The organism is Micromonospora foliorum (assembly GCF_022229015.1).
Lineage (GTDB): Bacteria > Actinomycetota > Actinomycetes > Mycobacteriales > Micromonosporaceae > Micromonospora > Micromonospora foliorum.
Window position 1 is genome coordinate 1 of the sequence record NZ_JAKKFF010000446.1, and the last position, 18,022, is coordinate 18,022.

Annotated in this window: 13 protein-coding genes and 1 pseudogene; 6 read left to right on the top strand and 8 right to left on the bottom strand. The window is 65.6% G+C overall.

Features of this window, described 5'->3' with window-relative positions; all coding sequences use genetic code 11:
• Positions 1-108: 108 nt before the first annotated feature.
• Positions 109-520 (top strand): annotated as a pseudogene (locus tag PSH25_RS27000) (DALR anticodon-binding domain-containing protein); the annotation flags it as partial.
• A gap of 103 nt (positions 521-623) precedes the next feature.
• On the opposite strand, the gene PSH25_RS27005 reads toward PSH25_RS27000, so the two are convergent.
• Positions 624-1,232 (bottom strand): hypothetical protein, encoded by a 609-nt coding sequence (locus PSH25_RS27005; protein ID WP_238661708.1) that lies wholly within the window; start codon positions 1,230-1,232, stop codon positions 624-626.
• 28 nt (positions 1,233-1,260) lie between these two features.
• Here PSH25_RS27005 and PSH25_RS27010 point away from each other — a divergent pair, with 28 nt between their 5' ends.
• Entirely contained in the window at positions 1,261-1,668 is a 408-nt protein-coding gene (locus PSH25_RS27010; protein ID WP_238661709.1) for a winged helix-turn-helix transcriptional regulator, read from the top strand.
• A 266-nt stretch (positions 1,669-1,934) separates the two neighbouring features.
• Here PSH25_RS27010 and PSH25_RS27015 read toward each other — a convergent pair whose 3' ends face one another.
• The 6 genes from PSH25_RS27015 to PSH25_RS27040 all read right to left on the bottom strand — a co-directional run bounded on the left by PSH25_RS27015 (position 1,935) and on the right by PSH25_RS27040 (position 8,467).
• Positions 1,935-3,605, bottom strand: coding sequence for a hypothetical protein (locus tag PSH25_RS27015; protein WP_238661710.1), 1,671 nt, complete (start codon positions 3,603-3,605; stop codon positions 1,935-1,937).
• Between the two features lie 443 nt (positions 3,606-4,048).
• Positions 4,049-4,144, bottom strand: a complete 96-nt coding sequence (locus PSH25_RS27020; RefSeq protein ID WP_238661711.1) for an ATP-grasp domain-containing protein — start codon at positions 4,142-4,144, stop codon at positions 4,049-4,051.
• Between the two features lie 192 nt (positions 4,145-4,336).
• Positions 4,337-4,549, bottom strand: coding sequence for a hypothetical protein (locus PSH25_RS27025; protein ID WP_238661712.1), 213 nt, complete (start codon positions 4,547-4,549; stop codon positions 4,337-4,339).
• A 223-nt stretch (positions 4,550-4,772) separates the two neighbouring features.
• On the bottom strand, positions 4,773-5,927 hold the full coding sequence (locus tag PSH25_RS27030; protein WP_238661713.1) for a GNAT family N-acetyltransferase: 1,155 nt from the start codon (positions 5,925-5,927) through the stop codon (positions 4,773-4,775).
• A gap of 3 nt (positions 5,928-5,930) precedes the next feature.
• Positions 5,931-7,139 (bottom strand): ATP-grasp domain-containing protein, encoded by a 1,209-nt coding sequence (locus PSH25_RS27035; RefSeq protein WP_308193739.1) that lies wholly within the window; start codon positions 7,137-7,139, stop codon positions 5,931-5,933.
• Between the two features lie 71 nt (positions 7,140-7,210).
• Positions 7,211-8,467, bottom strand: a complete 1,257-nt coding sequence (locus PSH25_RS27040; protein ID WP_238661714.1) for an MFS transporter — start codon at positions 8,465-8,467, stop codon at positions 7,211-7,213.
• A 1,137-nt stretch (positions 8,468-9,604) separates the two neighbouring features.
• Between PSH25_RS27040 and PSH25_RS27045 the strand changes: the two genes are divergently transcribed.
• Both PSH25_RS27045 and PSH25_RS27050 read left to right on the top strand, forming a co-directional pair.
• Positions 9,605-10,660 (top strand): cytochrome P450, encoded by a 1,056-nt coding sequence (locus tag PSH25_RS27045; protein WP_238661715.1) that lies wholly within the window; start codon positions 9,605-9,607, stop codon positions 10,658-10,660.
• A gap of 1,045 nt (positions 10,661-11,705) precedes the next feature.
• Positions 11,706-12,359, top strand: coding sequence for a hypothetical protein (locus tag PSH25_RS27050; RefSeq protein WP_238661716.1), 654 nt, complete (start codon positions 11,706-11,708; stop codon positions 12,357-12,359).
• 409 nt (positions 12,360-12,768) lie between these two features.
• Here PSH25_RS27050 and PSH25_RS34055 read toward each other — a convergent pair whose 3' ends face one another.
• Positions 12,769-16,803 (bottom strand): golvesin C-terminal-like domain-containing protein, encoded by a 4,035-nt coding sequence (locus PSH25_RS34055; RefSeq protein WP_238661717.1) that lies wholly within the window; start codon positions 16,801-16,803, stop codon positions 12,769-12,771.
• Positions 16,804-17,012: 209 nt separating this feature from the next.
• Here PSH25_RS34055 and PSH25_RS27060 point away from each other — a divergent pair, with 209 nt between their 5' ends.
• Entirely contained in the window at positions 17,013-17,279 is a 267-nt protein-coding gene (locus PSH25_RS27060; RefSeq protein ID WP_238661718.1) for an AfsR/SARP family transcriptional regulator, read from the top strand.
• Positions 17,280-17,353: 74 nt separating this feature from the next.
• On the top strand, positions 17,354-17,845 hold the full coding sequence (locus PSH25_RS27065) for a hypothetical protein (RefSeq protein ID WP_238661719.1): 492 nt from the start codon (positions 17,354-17,356) through the stop codon (positions 17,843-17,845).
• Positions 17,846-18,022: the final 177 nt, after the last annotated feature.

Sequence of the window (18,022 nt, forward strand, 5' to 3'; positions counted from 1 at the left end):
CCTTCGAAGGTCCCTGCGCCCCTGGTCTGTCCCGGCCATCGCCACATGACGGGCGGCGGTGGCCGGTGCCGCTTCGATCTCTCACAACCATCTCACGGGCGGTCGGGCTCCAGCGACCGGCACAAGGGCTACGTGCTCGACTGAAAACGGATGCTGTCCCTGGACGGAAACACCGCGCCCTACCTGCAGTACGCGTACTCCCGAATCCAGTCGATCTTCCGGCGAGCCGGCGTGGCAGCACGGCCCGAAGCGGCGATCTCATTGGCCGAGCCGGCTGAGCTGGCGCTGGCGATCGAGCTGGTCGGCTTCGGTGCGGTGGTCGGGGAGGTGGCGGACAGTCTGGAGTTTCCACCACCTGGCCGGCTACCTGTACCGGCTGGCCGCGTCGTTCGGTGCGTTCTACGAACGCTGCCCCGTGCTGCGGGCCGACGGGCCGGTCCGGGACAGCCGACTGGTGCTCTGCGACCTGACCGCCCGGGTGCTTCGGCAGGGCCTGTACCTGCTCGGCGCGCCGGATCCCGGCCCTACACCTAAGGAAACTGCCCTGTGCCCAGTCGTGCAGGTTCCCCGCGTGAGAGGCACTTCGTAGGTGCATCGTGACTTGTCCGCCAAGGGGTCAGGTCTCAGCCGCCGTTATCAATTCGATTGTCCACGGCGATCCAGTTCGTCTCCCACGTCTGCCCACCGTCGTCTGAGTAGGCCTGTTCGAACCTCGCCTTGTCCGGGCCCTGCCGGAAGATGAGGAAGCGCACCGTGATGGCACGTCCCCTGAGCTGGTCGTCGCCGTAGAACTCGCCCACACCGTCGTGGAACCCGCCGTACACGGACGGGGTGAGCAGTCCATCTCGGATGTTGACAAAGGTCAGGCTCCAGCGCATCGCCTGGGGCTCATAGAGCCGCAGATTGAGGCCTTCGATCCGTCCGTTCGGCCCCGAGACCTTGAGTTCGACGACATTCGCACGCCGGTCCAGCAGCGGACGCACGACGCTCGTACCCTCGAACTGGAGCCATTCATCCTCGGATTCCGAGAGCGGATCGGCGAGCACCCGCACCTTGGTATGCCAGGCACCGATCTCCCAGTCGAAGTCACGTTGGCCATCCTCGACAGCCGCCGGAGCCCTGAAGGAGGCTGTCGCCGCGCCGCCCGACGCCGCCATCGCCAGCATGAGGAGCGGGAGGCACGTGACGAGGATTCGCTTGTATGGCACGGCGATTTTGGTGTGAAGGTTCATGATTCGACTATCTGAGTGGAGCACTCCCATGAGCAAGAAGGCACCTGCACGTAACCCCTCGCCGTCGCGCCCCAATCCTCTACCCGGCTGCCCGATGGCCGCGGCGTTCGCCGCGGTCGGTGGAAAGTGGAAGCTGACCCTTGTGTATTGGCTAGCCCATGGCGAGTGCCACTTCGCCGGCCTCCGCCGTCTGGGCGCGCCGATCACGCCCAAAGTGCTGGCCGAGCAGCTGCGCGAACTCCAGGCTGACGGGCTCGTCGAGCGCGTCGTGACCGGACCCATCCCGGCGCCGGTCATCTACAGGCTCACCTCCTATGGCACTACGGTTCTGCCTGTCGTGGAAGGCGTCCGGGTCTGGGGCGAGGCGCACCTCCAGCGCACCCATGGTCAGGCCACACCCGACGAGTCGATGCGCTGCCCGCATGCGATCGCGTAGGCCCGCCCCGGCCTTGGTCGGGTGTCGCCCCTGATCTTGGGCACTTGAACCTTTGGATCGTGACGGTCATCGGACACGATCTGAATTCCCACGGCACAACCACTGCCGCAGCAATCATCTGCGTATCAGTTGCAGTTCTGCGCGGACGGCGATCATGGATTCCTGGTCGACGTCGACCCACCGACATGAACCCCCATGTTTGCGGTAGGCGGGATCGCGACGGGTGGGACGCCCCGTGTCCCGAGGACACGCCCAACATCGTTTCGTTAGGGGTTCTTGGTGTTGGTGTCGATGGTGTAAACCACGTCTGGCCCGACGTCATGGCGGGTGATGCCGGGTACGTCGGGGATGTCAAGCAGTGGTTCGTACGGGGTACCTTGTACCCGGTCGCGCAGCAGGACGACGCTGCGGATGCCGAGCTGGTGCAACCGATCCAAGGCCGGCTCGCTGGGGAAGGTCGCCATAACGTCGCGGATCGACTGACGGTTGGGTGTGGTGTAGCTGGCCGCACCGTTGACCATGGTGGGAAAACCGTCGGTCGACCAAAGCAGGACGTGGAGGTCGATACCGTCGTTGGATGGCAATACCATTATGGGAGCGTGCGCGGAGGCTAGCGCCATCGCGGCCGGTTCGGCTGGGGTTTGGGGGTGGTCCAGGTCAGGCAGGCCCTCAGCTAGCACGAGGACCAGCAACGGAACGGTCAGCAGACGTGCCGCTCCCACCGACCATTTCGGCTTGGCGCCCCTGCGAGCCACCTCGGCCAGGTGGGTAACCAGGCCAGCCGCGAGGATGGCCAGGCAGAGAGTGGGCCACAAGATCAACCGGCCTGGTGTACGGGATCCATCGAACCCGGGCACGTAAAGATAGAGCAGGCGGTAGATCGGCCCGTTCGTGCCCAGCGCGAACAACACTCCGACGACCGCCCCAAACAGCAGCAGAAGCCGTTGCACCGGTGACCAGCGCGATAGGAACAGGCCGGCGAAGGCCAGTAGATACAGTGCATACCCGCATAGCAGCACTTTCTCAGTCGGTACGTCACCAAGAGCGGTGCGGGCGTCGCTGTGCAGGGTGCCCCAGGGCAGCGAGGACTGCGGCGCCACGAGAAGCCCGCGCAGTGTCGGGGAGAAGAACGCGACGTAGTCCCAGTCCCGGGTGACATCTGGGTTGAGCTCGCGCACGTGTTTGTACGCGTACGCGAAGTATCCGGTCACCGCGGTGAAGACCAGCCCGCCGATCAGATCACCGACGATCAGCCGGAGGCTAAGGCGTGGGCGGTGGATCAGCCAGGCTGCCAGTGTGATCAGGCAGAGGGCGGCGAGGACGTACACGAATCCCAGCCCCACGCCGAAGCCTAGGCTGACCTGCCAGGCCGCAACCAGCCAGCCAGCGAACGCCCAGCCCGGCCGGACTCGTTCGGCAAGGTAGCCGCGGGTGAACGAGAGTCCGTGGCCGCGCGCCAGCATCGCCAGGGCCAGAGTGATACCACCGGTGGAGAGAATATTCAAATGGCCGTCGTGGCCGTAGCGCCAGGGCGCGTAGGCGAGGGCGGCCCCGGCTACCGCGGCGGCGACCTTATTCGCGCCAAGCTGGCGCAGGAGCGCGTAGCCGCCGAGGAAGGCGAGCGCGAAAGCCAGCACGAACAGGATGTTGTAGCGCAGCACGGCGCCGACTACACCGTTGCCTATCAGCCCTGCCGGGGCATAGCCGAGCAGGCTGTCGTTCAGGGCTAGGCCGTACGTGTCGGGATAGAAAGCGTTGGTATCCCACAGGCCACGCAGACCGTGGGTGAGAGCGTGGCCACCCCATCCCACCAGCCATGCTTGGGCCGTCGGGTCACCCACGTCACCGACGATGGTGTGGGCCGGGTCGGCGATCGGCACAGTCTTGGCGCCGGCAGTCACCACGCGAACCGCGTACGGCGGAATCAGCCAGATCATCGCGACAGCGAGGAGCACTGAACCGAGGCCCGCGATGCTCAGTTCCCGCCGATGGGCCCCACGTGTCAGCCAATCCCTCGTGCCTGAACTGGCACGCGCGAGTCGGCCATTTTTTCCAAGCTCGCTGAGAGCGACGGCTGATGTGGGGCCTCCTGCCGGTGGCTCTACCTGCGTCATCACATTGACCCTCACTGTTGAACCGCCGCAGTAAATCATGAGCAGGGCGGCGCATAGAGTCAAGACCTCGATCAATGTCCTTCCGGTAGCCGGGCCTTAACGCTGTTTGTCAAAGGCGCCTTGTCACGCAGGAGTCGCGATCGGTGCAGCGGCGAAAGTTGCCGCTGTCGGAACAGGACACGCCAGGGTTGCTGCAGGCCCTCGCCCGGGTTCCGGACCCACGGGACAGTGGGCCGACCGGGGCCCAGGCGCATCTGCTGGCCGCACTAAACCAGGCAGGCGGTGGTCGGGTCGGTGAGGTCGGGGATGAAGGTGGCGTCGTGCCAGTGGTATTTCATCGACTTCGTGTAGTCGCGCAGCACGGCGGCGCCGGTACCGAGCCGGATGCGGGCCTGGGCGAATGCGGCCCGTTCCTTGCTGGTGGTCCAGGCGGAGGTTGGGGTGACCGGGGCGAGTTGGTGGTACCAGCCGGGAAGTTCGTGCGCGCGGCGGTAATCATCGCCGCTGGTGCGGAGGGTTACGCCACGAGCGGCGACGGCGTCGTCGAAAGCTGCTTACTGGTCGCTGCGGAGCATCCACCCGTGGTAAACCGCGGAACCGCTGGCGGGCACGGCCGCGATCGCGCGGTGCGGGTCGTCGCGGGTCAGCGCGTCGTGGTCGATCACCGCGACGTCGATCCCGGCGGCACGGGCCGCGTGGGCTTCGGGCGCGAAGTGGTCGGCGGGCCGGCGTGGCTGTAGGGGGTTCGCAGGGACCAGCAACATCATCCGGGCATCGTGCCGGAGTGACGACCTCGGGCTCTACCTGATATTCCGATCGGGCAGGTCATCCTGATGATGTCCCCCGGGTAACCGCCCACCCGTCCGCTCAGCGGTCGGCGTTGTTGCGGCAGCGGCCGCAAGAAAGTTCGTAGTCGGGCCGGGGTTGCCGTGGAGAAGCCGAAGACGTCTTCGTCGCTCATCATGGGGTAACGGACGCGTTGCGGTCGGGTTAAGCATCTACAGTAGACATCGACAAGCGTCGCCACTGGTCTCGGACAGTCTGTTCGATGCGGACCGCCTCGCTCGTGGCCATCGATCCCAGTCGCGCATCCGCCAGGTCTGCTGCTTGAGGGATATGTTCGGCCCGCGGTGGCAGTAGAGACCAGAGGGGTCTTATCCGGGCCCCCCGCCGGACCTTCGCCTCGTAGGAGCTCACTCCGAGGTTCAACCGTGGTATCCCGCGCTGATAACAGAAGTCAAGTGGGGCATGTACGGCTAGCCTCGCGTACTCGCCGACACCGGGCAGGGCGTCGTAGTCGAAGCCGACGCCGCGGAAGCTCAGTTCTCCCGCAGTCTTGTAGAACAGGGAGAAGCCGACTAGCCGATCGGCCAAGAAGCAGCCGAACACGACGGCGTCCTCGTCCAGCATGGCTGCTTGGCGAGCGAGAGAGGCAGCATAGACTTCGGTCGGGCTGTGGTCGCCGTACTTTCGCTGGACGTTGGCCAGCAACGGTGCCAGGTCTCGCCAGCTCTCAGAGAGGCGCAACTCCTTGATTCGTAAAGGGCTCCTGTCGAATCGCGCAGCTTCACGGCGGTAGTGGGACCGTCTGTTGGCCGTCGGTAGGGCTTCCACGTGATCCTCAACGCTCGAGCCTGCTAGGTCAATGACACAGTCTGCCCGAGCGAGCCGCGTGTGGGGCTGGGGAATGCCCCCGTCAAGTAGACTCGCGCTGAGCACTGATTCAGCATCCTCGAACAAAAGGAATGGCCACCAGCAACCACATTCCGGGTTCGCTGCCTCTATGGCGCGAAGCAGCTTGGCCAACGCAGATTCTACGACATGGGCTGGGAAACGCTGGTTCCGGATAAAGCCCGACAGGTAGCCCTGCCGACCGCCGAGGATCGCGGGTGCTGAGTAGTGGGATGTGTCGACGTCAAACAGTGCGCTGAAGTTGTACGCCTTGCTCATCAGGGACAGCGGATTATGCGATGAAACGCCCGCAACCAGGGAGCCGTCCGCATACGCACCCCAGTAAGTGCCTCGCCCGCGGGCATCCGAGTCAACATAAGCCAACCAGCGAGGGTTCAGATAGAAGGTCTTGTCGATAGCGAGCTCGCCCCATCCGGATAGATCTGCCGCGCGCTCGGCTTGCATGATGTTCATCCCTCAGCTGCCTTGGGGTTCGACGATGACCGAGACGCCCTTCAGCAACTCGTCGGCTCGTTGGTCGGCTGACGTCTCGTCCTCGGCGGTGACGATGAAGTAGGCGACGCGGGCGCTGTTGCTGTCCGGACTGGCCACCGATGCGCCGATTTCGGTGGTCACCTCGGAGAAGGGCACGTTGTCTCCGGTGCAGGGCATGCCCTGCACGGCGACGAGCCGGCCGCCGCGCGGCGCTAGGGGACGCCTGATGGCCGCGACGGCACGCCGAGTTGGGGCAAGTTCAACCGGTTGCCCGAGGGCGACCGCCAAGGCCGCTCCGGCCATGTCGATTCCAAGGGCGAGGCTGGTCAGCAACGTGATTCGGCCACCGCCGATCCGTGGAGCGATCTCCAGCACCACCCATGCACCATCCGGCTTCCGCTTCACCTCGCAATGTGACCAGCTATTGCGTATACCCGTTGCTGCTGCTGCCATCGTCACCTGCTGCAGAACCAGCCGCGTGGCGATCGGATCAAGGTTCGACGGGAGAGTGTGACCCGTTTCGACACGGTAGGCGCCAAAGGTCGTCTGCTTCTTGGTGATGCACACGTGCTCGGTCTGGCCATCCTGCGTCAGCGATTCGACGCTGAACTCCTCCCCGTCGATGTATTCCTGCACCACCACACGGGGGTCGAGGTGGATCCCATACGGTCCACGTTGCAGACGTACACGTTGGAACGCCGCGGTCAGCTCGTCCAGCCGTTCCACCACGCTGACCCCCGTTGAGCCGGCGTTCTCGGCAGGCTTCACGACAAGCGGAAATGAGAAGGTCTGGCGACGGAGGTGATCATGAACCTCTTCTTCGTCGGTCACCGCAATCGTCGATGGCACAGAAACTCCGGCTTCACGCAGCCGCTCGACCATTGTGATCTTGTTTCGAGCTGCCATGGCGAGCGTGGCGTCATTTCCGGCAAGACCCAAAGTCGCACAGGCGAGTGCTGCCACCGGGGTGAGGAACTCGTTCACGGTCGCGATCGCCTCTACCCTCCGGGAACGCGCAAACGCGACGATGTCTGAGACTGCCGCGTCGTAGGAGGAAAAGTCCACGACGACGGTGCCAGTGACCCCCCTCGGCGTTGTCGCAGACGTTTGACCGCGCGGTGTAGCCGCGTATACCTCATGCCCCATGGCGATGGCCGCCTTGAGTAGGTCCTCACGGTCAGGGCCGGACACATCTAGGAGCAGAACCCGATTCAATGCGTGCCCCTCATCGTCGTCGTCGCAGCGCCAGCACGACTGGTGCGCTAGCCGTGCCGAAGGTTGTAAACGGAGCGGGAAAGCAGCGGAAGAAGCGCCGCCGCGAGAAACAGGATGCCACCGACCAGGGCGACGCGCTCATTGCCGAATATGGCGCCGGCAGGGGCAGCGCACATCATCCCAATAGGAACTGTGACGTAGGAAAACAAGTCGTCGTAGGAAGCGACCCTGGACAGGGCGTTGTTCGGAACGTGCTCTTGTAGCGAAGTTTCCCATGCGGGACCAAACATGCCCGAGCCGATTCCAGCCATGAACGCCGCGATGAAGAGCAATAACGCGTTGGCACCGACCCCGAGCGCGATGAGGGGGAGGCACCCCAGCGCGAAGAACAGTTGGCCGGTGCCGAGTAAACGTCTCACCGTCAATCGGTACATCACAAGTCCCATGACCAGCAGGCCTACTGCACGCGCGCTGAGGACCCCACCCCACGAGGCAGCCCCGATGGTGGTGATAGCGATAGCCGGGCCAAGAACAACCCAGATCCCGGTCTTGAGGAGATTGGTAACCGCCAGGGAGGCAACGACGGACCAGACCCAGGGGATACTGCGGAACTCGCTCCACCCTTCGCGTACGTCCGACAGGACGCTCCGGGAACTGCGGGTGATCTCTTCGCTTAGGCGGATGCGGGAGATGAAGAACGCGGCCAGTAGGTAACTGGCCGAGTCGAGCGCAATCGCCCAACCGCCGCCGACCGTGGCGACCGTGATTCCCGCCGCAGTAGGACCTAAGATCGTTATTGCGTTCTTGGACGAGGCGACCAGGGAATTCGCCCGTCGCATCTGTGCCTTGGCGACCAGTTGGGGAATGATCCCCCGCATGGCGGGCTGAGTGAACGCGGTCAGGGAGCCGTTGAGAAATTCAAGAGCGATGATGAGCATGAGGCTGTATCTGCCCGACAGCAGCAGGAAAGCGACGACGCCTTGAGTGGACGCAGCTCCGAGGTTCGACAGCTTAAGGACCGTGCTGCGTGGGAATCTGTCGGCCACAGCACCGCCGACGAGGAGGAATGCCACTAGCGGAATGCTCCGTGCGGCTAATACCCAGCCGAGGTCATACACGCTGCTCGAATGCTCGAGCACGGAGAATGCCAAGGCTACCGGGGCCATCGCGGTGCCGAGGAGGGACACGGACGTGCCGGTGAGATACCATCTAAAGCCGGAGGTCCACAGTGTGGTTTCGGCATTACCAATATCCGCCTCCGCGGGCGCGTCCATTCCATGCTGCTGCAACTCTTTATCCTTCATGAGGAACAGGAAGTCCGAGGGTCTGGGGTAGTGGACCTCGACGGGTCAGTGAACCTCTGTCGGGCCCGGCGTGGTCGCCGAGCCCGACAGGCCTCAGGCTCAGTGGTCGTAGCTCATGATTACACCTCCTTTGTGAGGGAAATTTATCCCCGGGCGCCCTGAGGCGTCTCCGGTGGCATGGGCGTCCGTAAGGCGCGATATTGTTCAACGCGGCCTGTGGCCGTTTGAGAACCGACGGAGCTGCTGCCCGATTGCTCAGCATCGTGGCTGCTGTCGACACGCTGATAGCCGGCTCACGCGCTACGCCATGGTGACGACGAAAAAGCGAGGAGTCTCGGGATGCCCATTTACTTCAAACACTAGTTTGAAAAAATGGGCGAACCGTAGTTGCTGCCGACTAGCACGACTCTGTCTACCGACAACTGGGCACGGAAGTAGACATCGATCTAGAGCGCGGCGTGTTTCGCCACTGAGTGCGTGCGGCCTATGGCAGGCGCGCGCAGGCAACGCGGGCTTCTATAGAATGATCAACCATCACGCACTACCCCCGTGGTGTCATGTCGGCCTAGGTGATCGCTTGATCACGTGACGACTGCAGATTTGCATCGTTCCGCGACTAGCGTCAAGAGGCACTTTGATGAGAGTGCCTTGGGTGTGACCACGTCATGCATAGCAAAGTCGGCCGACGGCTGAAAGAGATCACCCCTGTTAATCGTGAATCCCTGGCCCCGCCAACCAGCCTGACGCATGTCGCACAGTAACCCGGACGGTTGCCTGGGGCAACCCCCTGGCCAAGCAAGAGGGGTTTCCGCAGGTGGGCGACCATTACACAAGGAGCTGCAGGCAGTTCACGGGTAAATTTTCTTCGCCTGCAGCCCACGTCGTTGACAACGATGTCCAGCCGGTCGTAGCGTCAAGTCAGTACCGATCACGGAGTCGGGCCTAGGACAAGCTGTCAATTGACCAGGCTCGGACGCGTCGTTATGTCGCGCACATTGCGCACGGGGAACCCATCAAAGGGGTGGCAATTTGACTACAGCCGTGGAATACGACCCTCTGTCTCCAGAAATGCTCGCAAATCCGTACCCTCAGTACGCTCGGTTCCGTAGAACAGCGCCCATCTTCTGGCACGAGGGAATGAAGTCATGGGTGCTCAGCCGGTATCAAGACTGCCGCGACGTGCTGCGCGACAACGACATGTTCGCGCGAGACCGCCGGCGGGTAGGGGCGGAGCTGCCGGAGTTCCTGCAGAACATCCAGACGATTGATCCACCGGACCAAGGCCCACTGAAGAGCGTCCTAATGAACGCCCTGCGTTCTCAAGACCTTGACACCGCTGGCGCCCAGGCTCGGGAGCAGATCACGGGGATCTTCGCCGACCTCGCGCAGCGTGAACGCTTCGATTGGATCAAGGAGGTCGCCGCTCCGGTCGCCCTCACGATCACCTCGCACTTGTTTGGAGTGCAGCGCCCCGACCTGCACTGGTACGTCAAGTTGTCCGACTCCATTGCCCGCCGGATGGATATCGGGCTGCGCCCCGAACGAGCAGCGGTCGGGAACGATGCCCGCACTCAGCTCAACTCGTTGGTCGACCAGTGGTACGCCGCCGAACGACGGCCTGGAGTGTTCGCCACCATCCGGGAAACCGCCGGCCAGCTCCAGGTTCCGCCGCACTACGTGCACAACACCGCAGGTGTGATGTTCAACGCGAGCTACGGGACCCTGTTTGCGACGGTCAGCAACATTGCTATGACACTGATCGAACGACCTGAAACGCTCGATGCCCTGCGCGGGGCAGACCGCAAACTCCTCGATTCCGCTACTGACGAGCTGATCCGCTTCGAGGGGCCGGCCCAGGGAACTAGTCGCGTCGCTACCGAGCGAACGGTCATCCATGGCACGACGATCGAGCGTGGCCAGATCGTGCTGACCCTGATGGCCTCCGCGAACCGCGACGAGACCGAGTTCACGCGTCCGGATGAGCTGGTGCTGGACCGATCGCCTAACCGGCATCTGTCGTTTGGCTGGGGCGTTCATGGCTGTCTCGGAGCAGCCTTCGGCAGAGTGGCGGTTCGCGAGCTGATTCTATGCTTGACCGAAGCCCCTCGGCTGCGGCTAGCTGGCACACCGGTGCGACGGACGACGGCAACGGTCCGAAGCCTCGATTCATTGCCGGTCTCCTTCACCGCCTGACGCCGTCATCGTCCGGCAGCCTCAGGGGACAACTAGGGCAGTTGCGAAAGAGAGCAGATCGGTAACCCTAGCCCGGGTAGCGGCCCGTTCCCCTACGTGCTGAACTCAAGCTCCTACTGCCGAACCTGCCGCCAAGACGCGGCCATGCCTGTCGACTAGTCGCAACCCTGGTCACACGCCCTGTCTGCGGCTCGGGTCGTCCGCCCCCGCCTACCCTTGGTGATGGGCGGACGACCTCAGCACGATCAATCGGGGGCGCGTCGGCCGTCTGCGCGATTGCGCGGGCACGGCGGACGTAGCTGCTCGCATGCCGGCCCTTATCCCGCGTCGTGCGCCGCGCGAGTTGAACGAGCCGAATCGTTCCGGCGGAAAGAATGCGCACGCGACGACGCCACTCGGACGCGATCCGTCGCCGGCTCCCCTTCGGCGGCCGGTAGCCACAGGACTCCGAACGGGTGCAGCCCTGCCGACGGCACGACACGAAGAAGCCCCGGGCCACCAGCGGAGGCAGCTCGGAGGTTGTGTCGTTGACGGCGAATCGGGGTCGCAGTACCGCCGACGCGGAGGTGGGAGGCGACGTGCTCTCATGACCGCCTGCAGCTGACGTCGTTGATCCGGGCAGTAAACGCAATTCTTCTGGGTGCAGTGATGTGGGGCATCGGCGTTCCGCTCATTTTCTACGCCCTCTCCCAAGGGATGCCGACGCTCGACCTCATGGGTTTGACAACCATGGCCGCGGGCAGTGGCATCGTCGCGACGTGTCTGCGGCAAGCGGCCTCCCGGCAAGCAGCCAGCGGCCGTCAGCTCACTGATCTGCGACACGTCTCGCTGCGGCGGTGCAGGCGGTATCCGAGCGGCACGACCCTACTCGGTGGCAGCGGCGGACCCGTTTGCCGCGCGACACGCGATCACCGGAGAAGTGCCACTCGACAGCGTCCGGCGAGTCGCCGTGCTGACCAACGGAGCAGCACGTTTGGTCGTATCAGGACCTGGGTGACACGGCTTGGGGGTAGCTGGGGCCTGAGCGATCAATCACGATGAGCGAGTGATCGAGCGATTGATCGAGCAACGACCGATGAACATCGTCCGTCGGCGGGTGATGGCAATCGTGCTCACCGGCCTGGTCGTCGTTGCGGTGCCAGCCGTGCTCGTTGCCTGGCGCAATCCGTGGCACTACGTACACCTCATGCCGTTCGGCAGCTCGTCAGTCGTGGCGGCTGTGCTATTCGCCGCATCGGTGTTGCTCGGCGTCGCGGCGTGGCTTGTTCTGCGCCCAGCACTCGCGCGGGCGGTGGCTGTGGTCGCAACCGTCTTGGCGTTGATGGCGGCCTGTAGTGGCGCCGAGTTTTTGGGGCCGTCGCTCTACGGCGTGGAGCCGGACCGGGATACCGAAGTTGTAGCCCTTTCCTCAGGCGGTTCGTTCGAGGTGGTCCTGCTGCACTACCCCGAATTTATGATGGGCTTTGATGTCTTACGTATTCGGTCGCGGGCGGGGCTGAGGAGCCGGGAGGCCAACCAGGACGTCGCATGCTTCGCCACGCCATTCGATGGACTTGGCCCCGAGGGCACCTTCGGTACCGCTCGTTTCCTCAGCGATCACGAGATCGAAGTCCGCACCGAGGCAGGCCAGCCCTGGACGACCCGGTTTGACCCGCGCACCCTCCTGGCCGTCTCCACCCTGTCCCACGGCTGCCAGTAGGCGGCGGTCTAGCCGCAATTGTCACCCACGTCCCGAGACTGATCTGTCACCCAGGTCCTGAGACCCGACACCGGCTGCCGGCGAAGTGGTGAGAACTTTCTGTACGTCTTCAAGGCGGCCCTGAACGGGCCGCACGCGCCGCCGCCTGGGCGCGCGTCCGTCGCTCCGCTGGCGCTCCGACTCCGGCCGCGCAGAACGCCCGGCGGCTGGCGCGGAAGAAAGGGCCGCCGCAGAACGACAGGCGGTTCATCGGTGTAGAAGTGGGCCGGCACCCGGCCGGGAGCCTACGACGACAGGTGCGCCAACTGCGCCCCCGAAAACGTACCGGTACTGGCGGTGACGAGCACGAGCGTGGCCAGGAGCCCGAGCGGCAGTCGGCCGCCCGGGCTCCCGGATCGTGACGCGTTCGTCACGGGTACATCTGCGTGACGGTGAAATTCATCGATTGAGCGAAGAGGCTGACACCGGTCGGGCTGTTGGGGTGGAAGGACTGCTGCGACGTCGGGCCGTCCGGGGTGTCACCCGGCGACTTGTCCGTCACGACCCCGTGGATGCCCGCCGGCGAGCCGCAGACCGACTTGCCCGCGAACTCGTCCATCGGGTCGGAGTAGTACGCGATCGTCCCGCCGCGCGCGGTGTTGAATTCGCGGACGACGTCCAACTGCTCGTCACGCAGCAGCACGCTCATTTCGGACAGCCACACCCGCTCCTCGTCGCTGAGGACGAGCTTGATGGCGCAGAGCGGGTCGCCGCCGATCTCGACGAGCTTCGGGTACCCCATGAGCATGATCTTGGCGTTCGGCGCCTTCTTGTGGATCTCCTCCAGCACCTTCGTGTTCGACCGGGGAATCGTGTCGGTGATGCGGCGCCTGGTCGAAACGTCCACGGTGTCCGTCTCGCCCGACAGGTTCGCCTTGAAGCAGTCCAGCGGGCCGGCCATGATGACGCACTCCTTGACCACCGGGCCGAACTTCGCGTCGTTGCCGCCGATCGAGACCGTGACGAGCGTGGTGTTCTCGTCCAGGTAGCCCTTGTCGAGCTGGGACACCTCCAGGTACTGGCCCTTGCCCCGTTCGTTGTCGGCGTTGCGGGGCTCGTTGCTGACGGTACGCAGTGGCAGGATGTTCTCCGTCTCCGCGCCCGAGCAGGCGATCAGGTGGTAGTCCATGTTGACGTCGTGCTGCTGGCTCGTGATGTCCGCCCGCGACCCGATCGGCGTGGACGACCCGGGCAGCACCGCCTTACGCGACCACGCGTTCTTCGAGCGGTGGCAGCCGTTGCGGAAGGCGTTGTCGCGGTTGTTGTCCGTCTCGCGGTAGTAGTCCGAGCCGTTCACCGGCGAGGCGCCCTCGCCCGACGAGAACGAGTCGCCGAGCGCCACCACCTGGTGCTGCGGCTTGCCCGGCAGCGGGATGAACGCCGCCGCGTCGAAGGCCACGTTCTCCTGCGGCCGGCCCAGGGCGAGGTCGCCCTGCCCGCTGGTCGGCACGTCGTCCCGCAGTTGCGCCAACTCCTCCGGTGTCAGGTCCGACACCATGTTGGTCAGCTCCACCTTCGGGACGTTGTTGAACTCGAACACGCCGAGCGCCACCCAGCGGTTCGCGTACCCGCGCTGCTGGACCATGCGGGTCTTGACCACGCCGTTCTTCGTCGTGATCTTGTACGCCGCCTGCTGGGTGGTGCCGAGGTGATCGGGGATGTGGACCATGACCCGCATCCAGCCGTTCACCGTCCGGTCCAGCGTCCACGTCCCACTGACGTAGAGGTTGCTGCCCGGCTGGCGGGTGTGCGTGAACCAGTAGTGCGCGCCGTACCCGCCGCCGACCTGGTGCAGGTCGATCTTGCCGGGGTACTGGAGCGTGCCGTTCTGCGTCTCGCCGGCGAACCCGTGCGTGAACGTGCCGCTGTTCGTCCGTCGGGTGCAGAGCCAACCGGCCTCGTCACGGCGTGGGCTGACGACCTCGTTGATCACGTCGTCCACCACGAGCGCGTTCGCCGGCAGGTCGGTGCCGCACTTCGGGTAATAGCTCACCCCGGCGGCCGGATACGCCCAGCCGGGGTCGTACCTGATGGCGGCGTTACCACAGTCCAGACAGCCCGGTTTCCAGTCCGCGGATCGGTTGTACCAGCACTTGAGGTCCCGTTCGCCAATGCCGTTCACGTGGTGGCACGGGCCGGCCGGCTCGTCGATCACATCGGGCGCCGTCGGCGGGAGGTTGTTGCCGTAGAAGCAGTCGTTGGACTGGTCGCAGAACGTCTGGAGGTGCGGCTTTACCCGCGCGCGCCCGTCGTTCGTGCTCCACCACGCGTACCGGTAGCCGTCGGTGTAGGTGTCCGGCTTCTCGATCGCGTTGAGCGGGTGTCCGGCCCAACCCATGATCTTCTCCGGGTACGGCCAGTGGCTCGGGTGCCGCGCGTCGTCGTAGGTGAACTCCAGGAACGCCTTGCGATTCGCCGGGTACCGCGGGTTGGCCGGGTTGTTCGCCCAGCCGACGCCCCACGGCCCGTCCGTGCTGCCCTCCGGCGCGTAGAACCCGGTGTTGTAGGCCCACACCGCGAAGAACCAGCTCTCGATGTACTGCGGGTCGCCGCCGTTGACCTTCATGTTGTACGCGTGGACCTGGTTCCACTTGTCCTGCAGGATCCGCAGCGACTGGGAGATGTTCGCGGCGAAGTCCACGGTGATGGCCAGCTGCTGGTTGTACGGCAGCGGGACCTCGTTCGGCTTCTGGAACCCGGGCTTGCGCATGCCGTCGGTGACCTGCCCGACGCCGTAGCCGCAGTCGGATTTGTCCCAGCGGATCGTCCAGTCGTCGCTCGTGTCGGCGTCGTAGATGTCCAGCCCGTAGTAGTTACCGACGAGCGGGTTGCCGAACTCGCCGGGCAGGACGTGCGGCGAGGCCTGCCACAGGTTCGACTCCTGGGCGAGGATGCCGAGCATGATCTGCGCGGGCACGTGGCCACCGCCGTTGAGCGGCCGCATCGGGAACCAGTCTGCGACGTTGTAGCCGGGCAGGCCGGACTGGTTGAAGTTGTTGCCCCGGTTGAGGACCAGCGCGTCCTGCACCGCCATGTCGACGACCCACTCGATCTCCCGGGCGCGGGGCTGGTACACCTGTACCCGCACGTCGTTGCGGGGGATCGCGCACCAGGCGGCCGTGTCGACCGGGTCGTGCAGCGGTGTCGCCAGCGTCGTGGCGCCCGGTGCCGACCGGGCCCGCCCCGGCGTCTTCGGGTTCGCCCGAGCGCCGGCGTCGCCCGACGCCGGCGTGGTTGGCGCGACCGCGAAGTCCACGCTGCGACCGGTCGCCGGCACCTTGGCCTTCATGGTGAGCGACCGTTCGCGGCGGCCGTCCGCGGCCTGCGCCGCCCGCGGGTCGGTCGTCCACCGGATGTCGTCCAGCAGCAGGTCACCCTCGCTGGACATCTCCGCCTGCACGGTCGCGTCGAGCTTTGCGACACCCGTGGGCAGCTTGTGCACCTTGCCGGGGGTACCGGTGATGCCGACCCGACCGCCCGCGCCCTTGACCACGTTCATGTCGGTCGTGCCGCCCTCGGCCAGGGTGGCTGTCGCGCCGGACTTCACGACGGTCCGCTTGACCCGGCCGGCCTTGCTGTCGGCATCCATGTACACGACGGCGTCGCCGTTGGCCGCCAGCCGGAACGGTACCCCGGTGGTCCTCGCCACTGCCGACCGGCGCCCCTTGCCGTCGACCCTGACCAGCGCGCCGTTGTCGGCGGCGATGATCTCGTTCTTGACCGGTAGCGCCGAGGTGAGCTGGCCCGCCACCTGAATCGGCGCGGCCACGGTGCCGGTCGCGGCGTCGAGCTGCGTCAGGCGGGTCCTGCCCGAGCCGGTGTCGCCGCCGGTGAACGTGCTCAGCACGACGTTCTCACCGGTACCGCAGCCGGGGCTGAAGTATGCGAGGGACGCGTGCGCGGCCACCTTCCGGACGGACTGGTCCTTGATGTCCACGACCGCCACGAAGGCGCCGCGGTCGAACAGGTCGGGTTTGTTGGTGTAGGCGCGCGGCGCGTACGTGACGACCAGCCGCCGGCCCGACTCGGTGAGGCAGCCGTTGCCGATCCACTGGTCGGTCTCCAGCCCCGGCTCGCTCAGCGTGGCTGCGGTCGTCCAGCTGTAGCCAGAGGCCGCCGATGCCACGAGCACGTGCAGGCCGGTCATGTCGCCGGAGAGGGTCCAGGCCCGGTCCTGCGACGTCCGCCAGCCCTGCTTGAGGGCGGAGTCCCGCTGACCGGGCGGTATCGTCGTGGACGCCGCATACTTCGGGGGCGGGTCCGGCGCCGCGGCGGCCGGCGCGGGGAGCGCCACGAGACCGCTGGCGACGATCGAGGCGGTGGCGAGCGCGACGGTGGCGCCGCGACGGGCGGTTCCGGGGCTGAGCCCGCGCGGCGGCGCGGGGCGGTGCGGTGATGCTGACACTGCGGTTCCTCCAGGATGGCTTGGGGTCGATGCAGTGTCGGAGCCGCGCTCATCGTCGGCGCATCACGATGTCATCGTGGGCGTACCGCGCCGGCGTCACGGCACGCCCGAGGGGCATCACGAAACGCGCACATGCTTCGACACTCCGCATCACCACAGGCGCCGGCCCGATCGAGGTCACGGGCCGGCGCACCCAGCGGATCACCGCGATGCTGCTCGTCAGCTACCGCCGGACGGTCGCGACCACCGACGTGACCGACGCGCTCTGGTCGGGCAACCCGCCCACCACGGCGGTCGACCAGGTTCGGAACGTGTCCCGGCTCCGGCGGACGCTCTTCCGCGCCCACCTCGACCGGAGCACGGGCGGCCACACGCTCGAGATCGCCGCCGAGTACGTGGACGTCGCCCGCTTCGAGCGGCTCCTGACGGTCGCGCGCGAGGAGAGCAAACGCCGCAGCATGACACGGTGCGGATGAGCTGACGATGCGGCCGCAGTGCAGGGACGCCGAAGGATCACCCCACGACATGCAGCACGACTGAGGAGGACGGCATGACAGTAGGGAAGGTTCGGAAGCATCGCCTGGTGGGGGCGCTGGTCGCCCTGATGGCGTTCATGGGACTCGGTGTGGTCACCGCGGCGGTACCGGCGTCGCCGGCGCTGGCCGCGTGTTCGGGCACCGGCTGTTACAACGTCAATCCCAACGGCCAGTGCAGCGGCACCCGGTACGGCTGGACCGGCGGCGGCTATGACAGCGGACTCGGCATCGTCGTCGTGAAGTCGTCCGGCTGCAGGGCGGCCTGGGCACGCCTGCAGAACGACCAGTACATCCGGTACGCGGGTGCGACCTTCACCGTGCGCATCGAGCGCCGGGTGTGGTCGTCTTACGGCTGGTGGTACACGGGCAGCCTCAGCAAGCAGTTTCTCTCCACCAACGGCGGGGTGTGGACCAACATGCTCGAGGATTTCGACTCCTCGGACGAGCACCAGGCCTGCTTCAGCTTGAATGGCGGCGCCTGGACCTGCACCCCCTGGGTCTTCTGAACAGCAGGCGGACGTCAGGGCCCCCGGCGGCGCGGGGGCCCTGAGATCCGTCATCCGGCCAGCTGGGTGTCGACCCGGGGGAACTGCGGCATCGGGTCATCATCCCCCGTCGTGGCGGACATGCCGAGCACCGGGGAAACTGCCCGCCGGGTACGCCCCGCATAGACGTATGGCCCT